This is a genomic window from Psychroflexus aestuariivivens (assembly GCF_004010055.1).
GTDB classification, from domain to species: Bacteria; Bacteroidota; Bacteroidia; order Flavobacteriales; family Flavobacteriaceae; genus Psychroflexus; species Psychroflexus aestuariivivens.
The window spans coordinates 1-14287 of the sequence record NZ_RQVT01000003.1; the positions used below are offsets into that span (position 1 = coordinate 1).

Below are 14287 nucleotides of genomic sequence, written 5' to 3' on the forward strand. Positions count from 1 at the left end.
AAAACTCGACTGGCACATTGGCGACCAACAGCCGATCACCAATTGGCAACCACTGGCCAAAAAATGGATCGATGCCGCTCACAGTTTCAAAACAAGAGCCAAACAAAATGACCTAAGTATTCATAACCTCAATGAAAACAAAACCTATGACGAGCCACTCTAAACTCAAAAAGCCCTACACCAAAACCGTCGATGGCATGGTATACCCCATAGCAGAATACCACAACGACCGCCTAAGATATAATTTCAAGCAAATCCTAGTCTTCCTGGAAGCCTATGGCAAACATCAATTTGGTGAGAAGTTCAAAATTTATGCAGTGGATAAGGATCTGATCTATAAACTCTGCATTTTTATGATTCGCGACAAAGTCCAATGCCAAAAGCATAACCTTGACATCAACAAAGGCATTTTGCTCACCGGTCCGGTTGGTGTTGGCAAAACCTCACTCATGCAAATTATACCAGAGATCTGCTTCAATTTACCCCATTATACACTGGTACCAACCCGAGACATCGCCTTTGAATACAACACTCATGGCAGTAAGACCATCACAAAATATGGCAATCAAAGCACTTTTTGCTTTGATGATTTAGGCATCGAACCCATTGGCAGACACTACGGCAAAGATGCCAATACCATGACAGAAATTATCCTGAGCAGACACAAGCTCTTTGTAGATAATTGGCACTTACCACAGTATTTTTATTGGTATATGAGCCATTTCACAACCAATCTCAACGCCACAGAAATCGAACAACGCTATGGCAAAAGAACCCGATCCAAACTTCGCGAGATGGTCAACCTTATCGCATTTCATCCCAACTCCAAAGACAAAAGATAAATCAACAACAATCACTAAAACCTAATAAAAAGAGACTCATATCAATCAAAACAGAATTAAAAAAACAAGTCATTTATAACAACCCACAACACTTTTGGAGTTGGTTCAAGCAGAATGTCTATATGGTTCAAAACTATCCATCACGAGAAGCAATCGAAGAATTTATGAAAAGCTTTGAAATACATCTTGACTATTATTGCAAGGGCCTGTCATATACAGCCAGTTTTATGAGTGATATGATTTTAATTTACCTTAGAAATCCACCTGTTTTACAGGTGGTGATGTTCTGAAGGCTGTGCCTTATATTTGCAATATGGGCAAATACAAGAAACTTAGTCATGTTATATACAAATGCGAGTATCACATTGTTTGGGTTCCTAAATATCGACTTCGTATTTTGAAAGGAGCAATAAGAGATTTGGTTGAAGCAGATATAAAAATGCTTTGTGAATGGAAATCCTGTGAAGTTCAGGAACTGAATGTTCAAGAAGACCACATCCACTTACTTGTTTCGGTTCCACCAAAAGTTTCCATTTCAAAATTGATGGGAACATTGAAAGGGAAGATTGCGATAAAATTATTCAAGAGCTATCCTAAGTTGAAAAAGAAACCTTATTGGGGCAACCACTTTTGGGCAAGAGGGTATTTTGTAAGTACAGTAGGTTTAGACGAGGATATGATAAAGAAGTATGTCAAGTACCAAGAGAAGGAGGAGAGGAGAGTTGAAGATCAGCAACAAAGCTTCGATTTTTAGCTATGTCATTTAATGCTCCCTATGGGGGCTAGCCAAAGCCACCTTCTAAGAAGGTGTGATTTTTACTAAACTTCACTGCAAGAGGAAACCCAATATTTGTAGAGGCCATTGTCGCTTTAGTTTTTAATGCACCAGAATTAGATAAAATTGAGATTACAAGTTTTGAAGAAGCAGACATCACAGCAGAAGAGATTAAAGAAGGCTCTATCATTATCAAAACAGATAATTTAAGAATCCAATTCAATGAGCTGACTTACTATATCTATGAAATTTGTGAAGAATCAAGGCGTTTTGGGGTTTCGATATTTTGTCCAGAACTTGTTTTTATCAAAGACAAAGCAAAGCTTGTCAATGAAATCTATATGCATTTAGTTCGCTATTTAGGCGAGCAGTTCATCTATCAAAAAATACTAGACTTTAGTTTTTTAACAACACCAATCTCAGCGCAAGGAGAACCAATAGCATATTTCAAAGAAGACCTTGAAGATGATACTCACTTCTTATATTAAAACACTAAATTCTCATTATTGTTAGTAAAATAAATAGAAATCAATAAAATATATAGAAAAAGTTATATATTTTTGAGGTTATATACTAGTTGTGGCTCATTAAAAATGACAATCGAATAAATGATAGAAATCCAATTACCAATCCCTTGGGATAATAAAAAGATAGAATTTGAAAAAATTCCTAATCTTATGTATTTAGTCGGACCAAATGGCTCAGGAAAAACAAGGTTTGCAGAAAAATTAAGCCGACACCTTCCAAATTGTAGAACTTTAAGTGCGGATAGATTATCAGGAATGTCAGCAAACCATAAAGGCTATGATGCCATTTTTGGTTCTGATACATTTGAAAAAGGTTTTAATAAAGAGCAATTTGGGCAATATATTACAAGTAGTACAAAACTTGGGTACGGAATTGATGCTTTTGTTTTACTCGAAGAAAAATATGATTTAAGAATACAAATAGAAGCAACTCTTTCACAGCTTTTAAACCGAGAGATTCGAATGGAATGGGATAGTGGAAGATTACAACCTATAGCCTATAACAGAGATACAGAAAAATCATATAAACTACACAAAGAAGAATGTCACGGAATTAAAGAATTACTGATTTTACTAACTCATTTGTATGATGACCAGTACGAATCTTTAATTATTGATGAGCCTGAATTGAACTTACATCCGCAGTTTCAATCATATCTTATTCAGGAAATTAGACGAGTAGTTAAAAATGAAAAATATCGAAAGAAAAATATTGTTTTAATTACGCATTCCCCTTTTATTCTTGATATAAAAAATTTAGAAGATTTAAAATCAATTATTTCCTTTAATACTAAATTTGATGTACCAGCACATTTAATGAATCTTGGGGACGAAAAATTGGCTCAATTTGAAAATTTAATTTCTCAACTAAACGTACATCACAAACAATTATTCTTTGCAGATAGTCCGATTTTTGTTGAAGGTATTTTTGACTCTATATTTTTTCACTCAATTCAAAACAAAAGGGGTGTCTCTTTTGAAGGTGCGGGAAGCTGTATTATTGATGTTGGTGGCAACAATCAGATAGTGAATTACTTTTATTTATCTCAGTATTTAGGAAAACATTCATATTATGTATTCGATTTAGACAGCTTATTTACTTATAAACTTAGGAAAGGTGCTGACACTTCTGATTTGATAAAAGATTATTTAAGTTCTATTGGAGCAGGTGAGAATTTCCAAAGTGCTGTTACTGACCTTGAACGAAATTTAAAACAACATATTGAAAAAATCAGAGATAATGAAGTACCTGAAAGCTTATCTGATTTAAAAGAATTCATTGTTAAATCTTTAGCTGAAAATAATCCTGATTCTTGGAAAAAAGCTAGAACGGCTTTTTTAATTCAATTGAACACTAATAAAGATTCATTTCAAGATTTTATAGAAAACAGGTCACTCATCTTCATAAAATCAAAGATAGATAGTGTAATTAATTCATTGAAAAAGAATCAAGTATATCTATTATCAAATGGAGCACTTGAAAACTATTTCCCTTCTTATCAAGGGAATAAATATAAAATTCAAGAAGACTTAAAAAGGAAAGCTCTAGGGGATGAACTTCAAATAATTAATCAGTTAAATGATTCCGAATTAAAATCTAGATACAATGGATTATATGAGATATTGCTTGACTTGCCTTCATCAAGTAAAATTGATTATAAAGTGCAAATAAAAAACTTATTATCTGACCTAATTTTTAATATTCAAAAGGGAGCTAACAATAAATCTTTTAATTCTAAAGAATCTATAGTTAACTATCTAGGTAATGAATGGAAAGCAATTTCTAGAGTCTTGGAAATTAAAAGTTTTGAAATAAAAGAGGTTGGTTATTCTTGTAAACTACAAATATTTGATAATTGGGAATTGGGTGAGATAATATACGAATTTAATGAAGATACTAATCCATCTAAAATTGAGATATAATAACGAGCCACAACAATGTATAAAAATAATAGCGGTTTAGTTACTAAAGCCAAAGTCTAGCGTATATTGCACCAAATTGAAACAAAGTCATTCATTTTCAATTGATTATACGATTCTACATTTTCTTTAATATCATCTAATATCAATTGATTTCAACATTTGTTGTACCTATGTTGTACCTGAAAAGAACAATAATTTCGTATCTTTATGGTGTACTTAGGTAAAGGAATACATTCAAAATGGAATGTTGTACCTATGTTGTACCTGATTTGACTTTCGTACTCAAAACAGGTCAATTATGTCATCAAACGCAAAGATAGTTCTACGTAAAAAACCAAACAGTAAAGGGCTTTACCCATTAGCTGTTCGAATTACAAAAAATCGTCGTTCAACATATCAATATATAGGTCATTATATTGACATAGAGGATTGGGACGAAAAAAATATTCGAGTAAGAAAGTCTAATTCAAATGCTGATAGTTTAAACAAGTTGCTATCACAGGAACTCTCGAACGCCAATAAAGCACTTATTGACTTACAATCCGAGCATAAAGATGCATCTGCCAACCAAATCAAAAAAGAGATATATGCCTCGGGAAACTCTGCTACCTTTTTTGAACTAGCACAAGAGCATCTGGACGAATTGGAAATCGCCGAAAAATTAAACCGCTTATCTACGGATAGTGCTTTGGTTAGCTATGTCATAAAGTTTAATAAATCAAAACAGTTGGCTTTTCAGGAAATTAACGAACGCTTCCTAAAAAAGCTGATGATATATTTGAAAGCCAAACACGAACTTTCAGAAACATCAGTAATGAACATCTTAGTCCTCATTAGGTTGTTGTTCAACAGAGCTATTAAGCTCAAAATAGTTAGTAGGGAATTATATCCTTTTGGTGGTGACAAGATTAAAATTAAGTTTCCAGAAACAAGCAAAGTCGGGTTGAATATTATTGAAGTAAGAGCCATAGAAGCTCTTGAGAATTTAACTTTGAGTGAAATACACACTCGAAATGTCTGGCTCTTTAGTTTTAATTTTGCCGGAATGCGAGTTACCGATGTATTGTGGACAAAGTGGTCTGACATATACGACAAAAGGTTGCATTATAGAATGAACAAAAACTCAAAATTACTATCATTAAAAATTCCAGATAAGGTTTTCAAAATTTTAGATTATTACAAAGAAGACAAAAGATATGCAACCGATTTTGTTTTTCCCGAATTGAAAAAAGCGAATCTCGATGATGCAAAAGATGTCTATAACAAGAGAAAGACAGCTACCAAGAAATTTAATGACAACTTAAAATCTATAGCTAAAAAGGCAAAAATTGATAAGAAAATTACAATGCATATTGCGAGGCATACCTTTGGCAATATTGCTGGTGATACCATCCATCCCTTTATGCTGCAAAAATTGTATCGTCATAGCGATTTAAAAACCACATTGAACTATCAAGCTAATTTTATTCACAAAGAAGCAGATGATGCTTTGGATAGTGTGGTAAATTTTTGAACTATTATCAGCCATCTGCAAATATTTTAAAGTCATATTTCAACATATTCAATTGCCATTCCCTTACCTTTACCAACATAATTTTATGTTTATGGTGTTAAAGGTTAAATGGACTGAATTTAAAAGTAGTCTTGAAAATTTTCAGTCCGAAGGAAATGCGCTTATTAAAAAATATAAAGCAGCAAGAACTGAGGATTTATTAAATGAATTGAAAGAGGAAAAACAATCGTGGGAAAGCGATGTAATCAGTTATGTAAAGGCTTCTTTTGACCCTGAACACACCAATTTTGCATACGAGTTTAAGGCTCAACAAGGATATAATTTCGGAATGAAATTAGGTATCGACCAAAGAGTCAAAAACACTATTCAAACCATTAAAGATGAAATTAATGGGCTTGATTACTATTTAAAAATATTATTCATTTCAGATGCTATTGTGCGAGCTGATGACATTGATTTAGAAGAGCGTAAAAACCTTGATACCGAAGGCATTCTTGACCTTATACTTTCTAAACTATATGAACTGTATAATGATGGGAGATATCATTCTATTAAATGGATTCTTGAAGGTAACGGCGTAAAGTTAAATGGTCGTAGCGAGGATTGGGACTATAGTAGAATGCTTGAAGAACGAGGCATCATTGAGACTATGAATGGTCGCGAGGTAAATGCCAAACTAAAACTTGAGGGAAAGTATGCCATTGAACAAGCCAGAAAAGCCCAAGTACCTGACTACTCAAAAATCAGCGATTCTGATGAAGAATTAAAAGAACTTTTGAAAGAGATATTATCCGAGATTAAAAAATCAGGATATGGTCAACAAATCATCTTCGATGAGTTTGATGAGCTGCGCAAAGACATTCCGCATCTTAGCAAAAAATCGTTTGGTCAGTTATTAAAATCAAAACTTGGCGATTTGGTCGCAGCCAAAGCCTTTGACAAAGCTATCGCCAGCGACATATTCAAACAATTTACTAACCAAATATTTCCATTTTAACGTATGAGAATATGGGCAGGTATTAAAAATAGAATAGTTCAATTCTTCCGAAAAGAACCACCACCAGAATATGAGGTGACAGAATATGTGTTTTCGGATAGACAACCTCTTGATGGTTCTTCGACCATTTCATTTTTCGTAAACAATCCCAAGCCAGATGTAAGTGTTACCAGAACTTTTGATAGCGAAGACCAAGCCGTTAATTGGCTTATGGAAAATCGAGATTTCAAAAAGATGTTATTTAGTAATGTATTTCCATCCGCAAATTCGGTGAAATACCAATGTGGCGTTAAAGAACCTATCACAATCCCAAACAAAATGCCAGGGGATATTGACATTCTTCTGTATGAACAAGGAAAGGAACAAAATGCGGTTGGAATAGAATGTAAAATAGTAAAAACCGAATCGCTTGAAAATCAACCACCAAAAATAAACAAGATTACAAGCGTTCAAAAAAAGGGAACTATTCAGGCAAATGGATATACCGAAATTGGATTCAACAGGGTTTATCTGCTAATCATACTATTGGATGATGGCCGGCATTACAAAAACCCCAATGTTATGTTCAGAACTACACCTTTTAAATGGTTGAAAGAATTGTATGGTTTTGACTGGCAAACCCGAATGAGTGATGATATTGGAATTATTTACGTTCACATAAATCAATTTACTACTAACCATATAAATCAGACCAAAGGATTGGGATTGCGTGTAGAACGTGAAGCAATACCAATTTTACAACCTGAAGAACTAACTGATAAAATCAAAAAACTGGATTCATAGGATAATTTGAAACGTAAAGGAACTTGCAGGATATGCGGAAATCATAGTAAACTAACGTTTGAGCACGTTACACGAGAGTGTAAACTGAACTCTCTATAGTTTGCCTGATTCATTTTCTCAAGTGCTCGGTTCTTGCCTAAAACATTCCACCAACATCCCATAAAGTTCTGGATGTTTTCTTTTTAGTAAATCCGCTCGTTCAAAAAAATACTCTGAAGCAACCGCAAAGAATTCAGCTTGATTTGTTCCACCATATTTACGAATATCTGAATGGTTATCGTTAATCGCTTCCATTTCTTTATGGATTAAGTTTAACCAAGGTATGGCATATTGATGTTCCATTAGCCGCTCTGGCACACCGTCTGTTCTATCGTCCAACTTATCTATAAGGTGCACAAATTCGTGTATGCCAGTATTGCTTTTATCGGTTGTATTTTTAAAGCCGTGGTACAATGCTTTTTTAGATAAAATCATTTGCTTCTCAAAACGTCCATTCCCAACTATTCCACCAATATTTCTTGAGTTATCCTTACTACTAAATTGCATATCCTCATTAAAATAATCTGGATATAAAAGGATACCGCTTAAGTTGGTGTAATGCCATTCTTTAAAACCAAAAACAGGGATTACTGCGCTTGCCGCAATTAAAATCTTATCCAATTCTTCCAATTCAAACTGCACAGCATCGATATAGACCTCTCTTAAAAATTGCATCATTTTTTGCTGAAAAATAAGCTGCCTATCTTTTGAAAGGTTTCTATAAAACAGCACATTATCCATCAGTAATTTGTGCCAATCCTCTGGAAATGGCTTTACACTATGGCGTTTCGCTTTTCTATAAAAATGAACAGCAAAGAGAACAATCACAACTGAAATTAAAATGTAAGCCATATTAAAAAAACGTATTAATCTACAGGTTCGGCCTTAAATCCTACTTTTTGCAAAGTTGATTTTACGTCTTCTTCGGTTGCACCATCGCTTTCAATGGTTAGGATTTTATCAGGATTAGAGGTATCTACTTCCCAACTTTCTACACCTTCTTGTTTGTTAAAAAAAGGGGTTACTTTCGATATACACCCACCACAATTGATATTTGTTTTAAATTTTAAAGTTTTCATAGTATTGAATTTATTTATTATTAAAGTTTTACTCGTTTAAGTCTTAAGCTATTTGCAACAACGGATACACTACTGAATGCCATTGCTGCACCTGCAATCATCGGGTCTAATAAAAATCCATTTACGGGATAAAGAACCCCTGCTGCGATTGGAATACCAATGATGTTGTAAATGAATGCCCAAAATAAGTTCTGACGTATGCCCAAAACAGTTCTTTTTGATAATTCCAATGCTTTTGGGATGGATTGTAAATCCGATGTTATCAAGGTCATTTTCGCTACATCCATTGCTATATCCGAACCTTTACCCATTGCAATACTCACATTGGCTTGCGCCAAAGCGTGCGAATCGTTGATACCATCGCCTACCATTGCGACTATCTTTCCATCTGCCTGTAATTTTTCAACAAAAGCGGCTTTGTCCGAAGGCATTACTTCGCCCTGGTAATTTGAAATCCCCACCTGATTTGCCACGGCGGAAGCCGTTTTATTGTTATCTCCCGTGAGCATATAGACCTCGATGCCCCTTTCTTGAAGCGTAGTGATGGCTTTTTTTGAAGTTTCTTTAATCCTGTCCGCAATTGCCAGTATCGCAAGCACTTGATTTTCGTTACCCAAGAATATGACTGTTTTTGCCTTCTCTTCCAGACTTTCTGCTGTTTGTATCAAAGAAGCGTCGATTTGAATATTCTTTTCGACCATAAGTTTATGGTTGCCTACATAATATTTTGAACCATTCTCTGATTGCGCCTTTACACCTTTCCCTGTAATGCTTTCGAAGGAAGTAATTTCTGCTTGTTCAATATTTTCCTCTTTTAAATAGGTAATGACCGCTTCTGCCAAAGGATGCTCTGATTGTGCTTCGATAGCCAAAAGAATTTCCTTGTATTCATTTTTATTTTCAAGCATATCGTTCCAGAGTATATCGGTTACCAATGGTTTGCCTTCTGTAATCGTACCCGTTTTATCAAGGATTACTGCATTCACTTTATGGCCGAGTTCTAAACTTTCGGCATCCTTTATCAAAATATTGTTTTCAGCTCCCTTGCCGATACCCACCATTATGGCGGTAGGTGTTGCCAAGCCCAAGGCACAGGGGCAAGCGATAACCAACACGGCTACAGAGGTCAATAGGGCTTGTGAAAAGGCATTGTCGCCTCCTACTGACATCCAGACGATGAAGGTGACAATGGAAATACCCAATACCACCGGAACAAAAATACCTGCAATCTTATCGACCAGTTTTTGAACGGGTGCCTTACTCCCTTGCGCTTGCTGAACCATTTTAATGATTTGGGAAAGCAGGGTTTCCCCGCCTACTTTTTCAGCGGTAAACTGAAAGCTTCCTTTTTGATTAACGGTACCAGCGAATACCTTTTCCCCTTGGGATTTCTGAACTGGAACGGGTTCTCCCGTAATCATACTTTCATCTACGTACGAGCTTCCCTTGGAAACTTCGCCATCCACAGGAATCTTTTCTCCGGGACGTACCAAAATGGTCTGACCCACCTGTACGGATGAAATAGGGATTTCCCTCACTTCCCCGTTCTCAATAATTTTAAGGGTTTTAGGCTGAAGACCCATCAGCTTTTTAATGGCCGAAGACGTATTTGATTTTGCCTTTTCTTCCAATAGTTTCCCCAAGGAAATAAAGGTGATAATCACGGTAGCCGCTTCGTAATATACGTGAGGCTCGATGCCACGGCTTAACCAAAATTCAGGGAAAAAGGTATTGTACACACTAAAGAGGAAGGCGATTCCGGTACTCAACGCCACCAAGGTATCCATATTTGCTTTACCGTGTTTGGCCTGCTTTAATGCATTGATGAAAAAGCTACGCCCGAACCAAAAAAGAATTGGAAAGGCCAATACCAAAGAAATCCATTTGCCTGGTTCCCATTGCATATAAAACATTCCCAACACAAAAATGGGCAGCGTAAGTATCGCCGACCAGATGGTACGGTTTTTTATGTCCTGATAATACTTTTGCTGAAGTTCTTGCTGTACTTCCGAAGGGTCTTCGGCATTTATTATAATATCATAACCGACCTGTCTTAAAGCGTTTTGCAATTGTTTTTCGGTAGTGGCTTCGTCGTAATCCACCAATACCGAACTGCTGGCAAAGTTAACCTGTGCGTCGTTCACACCTTCTGTGTGTTTTAATACAGATTCAACACTTGCTGCACAAGAAGCGCAGGTCATTCCCGTAACAGGAAATGATTTCTTTGCTCCTTTTTTAGTATTCTTTTCTTTGGTTTTAAATATGTTGATTGTCTCCATAAACCCATTCTTATTTGTATGTTACAAATTTCAGGATTAAAAGACTTTAATGTGTTACGTAATATGCTGAATGATTTGTAGAATTTTCTCTTTACAAATTGTTACTAACCTATTGGATAAGTCGTTTTCAATTTATCTTTTATCACCGCAATGGATACGTGTCTATCAATCTCTACTATTTGTAATCAAATACCCTTTTGATTGAATGACCTTTTTTATCTCATCGACATTCGTTTTAGTGGTATCAAATTCTATAATTGAAGTCCCTCTTTCGAAAGACGTAGTTACATTTGTAACCCCGTCAATTTTATTTACAGAATGATTGATATTTTCTTCACAACCAGAGCATACCATTCCTTCAATATTCAACTTTACAGTTTGAATATGTGTATTGTTTGTTGCAACAATTCCTTTTGTGGCCATTGGGTGAAATATTTGTGGATAATAAGAAACCAATGTCATCACAACAACAAACACAGTAACTAACCACAAATAGAATTTCGACTTAAAAAATGATGGTTTATCAGTTTCACAGTTGTCACAATCGTCCACCTTCTTTTTTTTATAAACCTGATAAAAAGCCAATCCCAATGACAAAAATGCTATGGCCAATAGATAAGGTTTCAATGCAATAAGCCAAGAAAAATAGACAGAACTCCCACTAATACCAACTACACTTGTAAGTAGCAAAGGGCCCCAGCAGCATAGTTTGAGGGAAACTGCTGAAAATACAGCAGTCCCCATAGATGCTTTTTTGTTTAATTTAGTAATTGCCATACCTAACAGCTTCCTATGCCTGCATTTACCAAATCATCTCTTGTGATTTTGATGTTGGTGCAGCAATTCAATAGTTTTCCGTTAACAGCAATGGCAGGAACTCTTGTAACCCCATATTCCTTCATTTTTGAAACACAGATTTTACTTTCGCATTGCTCAGACAGATTATGAAGTGTGATTTCGCAGTCCTTTCCTGCTGTTTCTTTTACTAATCGCACCACAGGCTCGCATACTGGGCAACCTGCTGTAAAAATCTCAATTTGTCGTTTCATCTTATGTTATGTTTAAATTAATAATGAAACAAAGATGAGAACGTGAGGTAGGGGGTCACCAAACTTTTTTTAGTCTTTTTTTTCGTTGTAGTTTTTTAATCTGGTTTCAATGGTTTGGATTTCTTTTAAGTGATTGGTCAAATCGGATAATTCCAAGTTAGGGAATTCACTTTTTAAATATTCAATTTTATCTTCGTTGCCACAATTTCCTGGGCAAGAGTCCACGGCCTTTACTATTCCAATAGCAAGTGCTTTTCTGTAAACCTCATCCAACAGTAAGTAATGTGCTTTTTGAATGCCTTTATCAATAGATTTGAACTGTATGTTTATTTGTTCGGGGTCTTTTCCCTCATCAAGCATTTTAACAATGCCGTTTAATTGACCGCTCAAAGTTTTTAATCTGGATTTAATATCCAAGATTAAATCAGTAGGTAATTTGTGTTGTTCCGTTTTCATAATTTGAATATTATATTTTTAACAACAACTTGCATCATTACAACTTTTATTTTCTTGAATTGGCGGGCAGGCCACAGTACCGTAAGAACAGAATACGCAACAATCTCCCTCGTTTGGTCTTAATACTTCTTTACAATTCTCGCACTCGTAAAAGAATTGACAAGCGTTCGTCGGCATTTCTTCTTCTTTTTTGTGTCCGCAGTTTGGACAGGTAATTTCTGATTTTAATATAGTTTTCATTCTATTTCTTTTTTGCCAGTCACTTTATAACCTGTAGAATTAATTGCCTTTTCAATAGCTACTTTAGAGGTTTTAGACTTATCAAACTCTACGACGGTACTTCCCTTTTCATACGAAGGGGTTACATTTATAATACCGTCCAATTCATTTACAGCGTGTTTTATGCTTTCTTCACAGCCAGAACAAGTCATTCCTTGAACATTAAAGTTTGCGATTTGAATATCTGATTGGTTTACAATGACCACTTCTTTTTTATTATCCGGATAAAAAATGGATGAATAATATGGAAATGCCAGCATTATAATTGCAAATGCTGTTACTATTCCCAAAAAGGTTTTTGACTGTATAAATTTTGGTTTCTCGTCCGTATCGCATTCACAATCGATTTCCTTTTGAGGTTTTAGTTTTTGATACCAAGCAAAGCCGAGCACTAAAATTGTCAACCCGATTAGATAAGGTCTAAAAGGTTCAATCCAAGAAAATGTTGAGGCAATTCCACTTGTTCCGGCGATTAAAGCCAAAACAGTTGTAATACAACATAATGAAGCCGTAATAGCAGAAAGTAAACCTGCACCAATTAATTTGTTCTCACGTTTCATATCGTTTCTAAAACTTTGTTTTTATCAAGTATTTCAAAAAACGGATTTAACAATGTTGAATATTCAGGGGTTAGTGAGTAAAAAATCGTTTGGGCATCTCTTTCGGTTTGCAATAAATTTCTGTCTTTCATTTTTCTCAAATGTTGAGAGATGGCAGAAATGTTCATTCCGAGAATGTCGCTTAAATCACAAACGCAGAGCTTTTTTTCCTCAAAAAGTAAATAGAGAATTTTCAGTCTCACGTTATTTCCAACCAATGAAAGTCCATTTGCTAAGTAATCAAATGTTTCGTTTAATTCTGAAACTGCCTCTTTACAACGGTTTATCTGATCAATATCCGCCTGTTGTCTTATACAAGAATTATTTTCCATAAGCAAATATACAATTATTTCTTATTTAAGCAAATACTTAAATACAAAAATGAAATGATATATAAATTTTGGTCATTAGGTCCCTTTTGATTTGTGTTTTTGTAAAAACTTAAACTGCCAAAATGTACATCTGTTCTTTTAGCTTGCAGGAGAAGATAATACAGGCTTTTCAGTTAATTGTCTTTTAAAACTACAAAACAGAAAATTCTGTATGGTGTTGAATGGTGTTGTGTGGTCCTCTGTTACACATTGAATTTTGTCAAATCCTTTTTGTAATTCCGATGTTAATTCCTCTTCATTGTATTGTTTTATTTCAAGTCCGCTACATTTTTTTGGTCCGTTTTGTGAAAAGGTTCCTATTATTAAATAACCACTTACAAATTTTGTCGCTATTTTAATATATTTTTTAATCTGTTCCTCCATTGTAAGAAAATGAAAAGTTGCTCTGTCGTGCCAAACATCGAAAGATGTATCAGGTTCAAATTCGATAATGTCGCTTACAATCCAATTTACTTTGCCCGCCTTTTCTCCCAGTCTTTTTTTAGCTTTTGCAATTGCTTTTTCTGAAATATCAAGTACGGTAATATTCTTATAACCTTCTTTAAGTAAATAGTCGACCAGTTTACTGTCGCCTCCACCAATGTCTATAATTCTTGCATCTTTATTTAGTTTGAACGAACGTATAAACTCCAGTGAAGTTTTTGGTATTTCTTGCGTCCAACTTACCTGGTCTGGATTTTTAGTTTCGTAAACTGTTTCCCAATGTTTCTTTCTGTCTATTTTCATTTTTTGATATCTCAATTCAGTTTATTGGT

The 14287-nt window shown here is 34.9% G+C and carries 17 protein-coding genes; 6 read left to right on the forward strand and 11 right to left on the reverse strand.

Going from position 1 to position 14287, the window contains the following annotated elements:
* The first annotated feature begins 410 nt into the window (after window positions 1-410).
* Window positions 411-842 carry a P-loop NTPase family protein gene (locus tag EIG86_RS14240; protein ID WP_240032145.1) on the forward strand — a complete coding sequence of 144 codons (432 nt, stop codon included), beginning with the start codon at window positions 411-413 and terminating at the stop codon, window positions 840-842.
* Between the two features lie 313 nt (window positions 843-1155).
* Complete coding sequence (gene tnpA, locus EIG86_RS00595; RefSeq protein ID WP_127844220.1) at window positions 1156-1596, forward strand: IS200/IS605 family transposase; 441 nt, start codon at window positions 1156-1158, stop codon at window positions 1594-1596.
* 28 nt (window positions 1597-1624) lie between these two features.
* Here tnpA and EIG86_RS00600 read toward each other — a convergent pair whose 3' ends face one another.
* The gene (locus tag EIG86_RS00600; protein ID WP_127844221.1) at window positions 1625-1807 is read right to left on the reverse strand and encodes a hypothetical protein; all 183 of its coding nucleotides are present in this window, start codon (window positions 1805-1807) and stop codon (window positions 1625-1627) included.
* Window positions 1808-2225: 418 nt separating this feature from the next.
* Between EIG86_RS00600 and EIG86_RS00605 the strand changes: the two genes are divergently transcribed.
* From EIG86_RS00605 to EIG86_RS00620, 4 genes are all read left to right on the forward strand, one after another.
* Complete coding sequence (locus tag EIG86_RS00605; RefSeq protein WP_127844222.1) at window positions 2226-4067, forward strand: ATP-dependent nuclease; 1842 nt, start codon at window positions 2226-2228, stop codon at window positions 4065-4067.
* 298 nt (window positions 4068-4365) lie between these two features.
* A complete protein-coding gene (locus tag EIG86_RS00610) occupies window positions 4366-5580 on the forward strand; it encodes a site-specific integrase (RefSeq protein WP_127844223.1) in 1215 nt (404 codons plus the stop codon).
* 91 nt (window positions 5581-5671) lie between these two features.
* Complete coding sequence (locus EIG86_RS00615) at window positions 5672-6577, forward strand: hypothetical protein (RefSeq protein WP_240032146.1); 906 nt, start codon at window positions 5672-5674, stop codon at window positions 6575-6577.
* A 3-nt stretch (window positions 6578-6580) separates the two neighbouring features.
* The gene (locus EIG86_RS00620; protein ID WP_013072778.1) at window positions 6581-7360 is read left to right on the forward strand and encodes a hypothetical protein; all 780 of its coding nucleotides are present in this window, start codon (window positions 6581-6583) and stop codon (window positions 7358-7360) included.
* Between the two features lie 117 nt (window positions 7361-7477).
* Here the strand turns inward: EIG86_RS00620 and EIG86_RS00625 are convergent, their stop codons facing one another.
* From EIG86_RS00625 to EIG86_RS00670, 10 genes are all read right to left on the reverse strand, one after another.
* A complete protein-coding gene (locus tag EIG86_RS00625; RefSeq protein ID WP_127844224.1) occupies window positions 7478-8251 on the reverse strand; it encodes a M90 family metallopeptidase in 774 nt (257 codons plus the stop codon).
* Window positions 8252-8265: 14 nt separating this feature from the next.
* Window positions 8266-8478 (reverse strand): heavy-metal-associated domain-containing protein, encoded by a 213-nt coding sequence (locus EIG86_RS00630; protein WP_127844225.1) that lies wholly within the window; start codon window positions 8476-8478, stop codon window positions 8266-8268.
* A 20-nt stretch (window positions 8479-8498) separates the two neighbouring features.
* A complete protein-coding gene (locus EIG86_RS00635; protein WP_127844226.1) occupies window positions 8499-10757 on the reverse strand; it encodes a heavy metal translocating P-type ATPase in 2259 nt (752 codons plus the stop codon).
* Between the two features lie 165 nt (window positions 10758-10922).
* Window positions 10923-11534 carry a mercuric transport protein MerTP gene (gene merTP / locus EIG86_RS00640; RefSeq protein WP_127844227.1) on the reverse strand — a complete coding sequence of 204 codons (612 nt, stop codon included), beginning with the start codon at window positions 11532-11534 and terminating at the stop codon, window positions 10923-10925.
* A 2-nt stretch (window positions 11535-11536) separates the two neighbouring features.
* Window positions 11537-11806: a thioredoxin family protein gene (locus EIG86_RS00645; protein WP_127844228.1), complete on the reverse strand. Its 270-nt coding sequence runs from the start codon at window positions 11804-11806 to the stop codon at window positions 11537-11539.
* Window positions 11807-11875: 69 nt separating this feature from the next.
* On the reverse strand, window positions 11876-12262 hold the full coding sequence (locus EIG86_RS00650) for a metal-sensing transcriptional repressor (RefSeq protein ID WP_127844229.1): 387 nt from the start codon (window positions 12260-12262) through the stop codon (window positions 11876-11878).
* Between the two features lie 18 nt (window positions 12263-12280).
* Entirely contained in the window at window positions 12281-12502 is a 222-nt protein-coding gene (locus EIG86_RS14245) for a GDCCVxC domain-containing (seleno)protein (protein ID WP_127844230.1), read from the reverse strand.
* Window positions 12499-13101, reverse strand: coding sequence for a mercuric transport protein MerTP (gene merTP, locus EIG86_RS00660; RefSeq protein WP_127844231.1), 603 nt, complete (start codon window positions 13099-13101; stop codon window positions 12499-12501). Before merTP (EIG86_RS00660) ends, EIG86_RS14245 begins: the two co-directional genes overlap by 4 nt.
* Window positions 13098-13472 (reverse strand): ArsR/SmtB family transcription factor, encoded by a 375-nt coding sequence (locus EIG86_RS00665; protein ID WP_127844232.1) that lies wholly within the window; start codon window positions 13470-13472, stop codon window positions 13098-13100. Before EIG86_RS00665 ends, merTP (EIG86_RS00660) begins: the two co-directional genes overlap by 4 nt.
* A 138-nt stretch (window positions 13473-13610) precedes the next feature.
* Window positions 13611-14258, reverse strand: a complete 648-nt coding sequence (locus tag EIG86_RS00670) for a class I SAM-dependent methyltransferase (RefSeq protein WP_127844233.1) — start codon at window positions 14256-14258, stop codon at window positions 13611-13613.
* Window positions 14259-14287: the final 29 nt, after the last annotated feature.

Excerpts from the sequence above, each read along its gene's own strand:
- EIG86_RS00620 (WP_013072778.1), top strand. The coding sequence starts at position 6,581 with ATGAGAATATGGGCAGGTATTAAAAATAGAATAGTTCAATTCTTCCGA.
- EIG86_RS00635 (WP_127844226.1), bottom strand. The coding sequence starts at position 10,757 with ATGGAGACAATCAACATATTTAAAACCAAAGAAAAGAATACTAAAAAA.
- merTP (WP_127844231.1), bottom strand. The coding sequence starts at position 13,101 with ATGAAACGTGAGAACAAATTAATTGGTGCAGGTTTACTTTCTGCTATT.
- EIG86_RS00650 (WP_127844229.1), bottom strand. The coding sequence starts at position 12,262 with ATGAAAACGGAACAACACAAATTACCTACTGATTTAATCTTGGATATT.
- EIG86_RS00600 (WP_127844221.1), bottom strand. The coding sequence starts at position 1,807 with ATGATAGAGCCTTCTTTAATCTCTTCTGCTGTGATGTCTGCTTCTTCA.
- EIG86_RS00630 (WP_127844225.1), bottom strand. The coding sequence starts at position 8,478 with ATGAAAACTTTAAAATTTAAAACAAATATCAATTGTGGTGGGTGTATA.
- EIG86_RS00670 (WP_127844233.1), bottom strand. The coding sequence starts at position 14,258 with ATGAAAATAGACAGAAAGAAACATTGGGAAACAGTTTACGAAACTAAA.
- EIG86_RS14245 (WP_127844230.1), bottom strand. The coding sequence starts at position 12,502 with ATGAAAACTATATTAAAATCAGAAATTACCTGTCCAAACTGCGGACAC.
- merTP (WP_127844227.1), bottom strand. The coding sequence starts at position 11,534 with ATGGCAATTACTAAATTAAACAAAAAAGCATCTATGGGGACTGCTGTA.
- EIG86_RS00615 (WP_240032146.1), top strand. The coding sequence starts at position 5,672 with ATGGTGTTAAAGGTTAAATGGACTGAATTTAAAAGTAGTCTTGAAAAT.
- tnpA (WP_127844220.1), top strand. The coding sequence starts at position 1,156 with ATGGGCAAATACAAGAAACTTAGTCATGTTATATACAAATGCGAGTAT.
- EIG86_RS00605 (WP_127844222.1), top strand. The coding sequence starts at position 2,226 with ATGATAGAAATCCAATTACCAATCCCTTGGGATAATAAAAAGATAGAA.
- EIG86_RS00610 (WP_127844223.1), top strand. The coding sequence starts at position 4,366 with ATGTCATCAAACGCAAAGATAGTTCTACGTAAAAAACCAAACAGTAAA.
- EIG86_RS00665 (WP_127844232.1), bottom strand. The coding sequence starts at position 13,472 with ATGGAAAATAATTCTTGTATAAGACAACAGGCGGATATTGATCAGATA.
- EIG86_RS00625 (WP_127844224.1), bottom strand. The coding sequence starts at position 8,251 with ATGGCTTACATTTTAATTTCAGTTGTGATTGTTCTCTTTGCTGTTCAT.
- EIG86_RS00645 (WP_127844228.1), bottom strand. The coding sequence starts at position 11,806 with ATGAAACGACAAATTGAGATTTTTACAGCAGGTTGCCCAGTATGCGAG.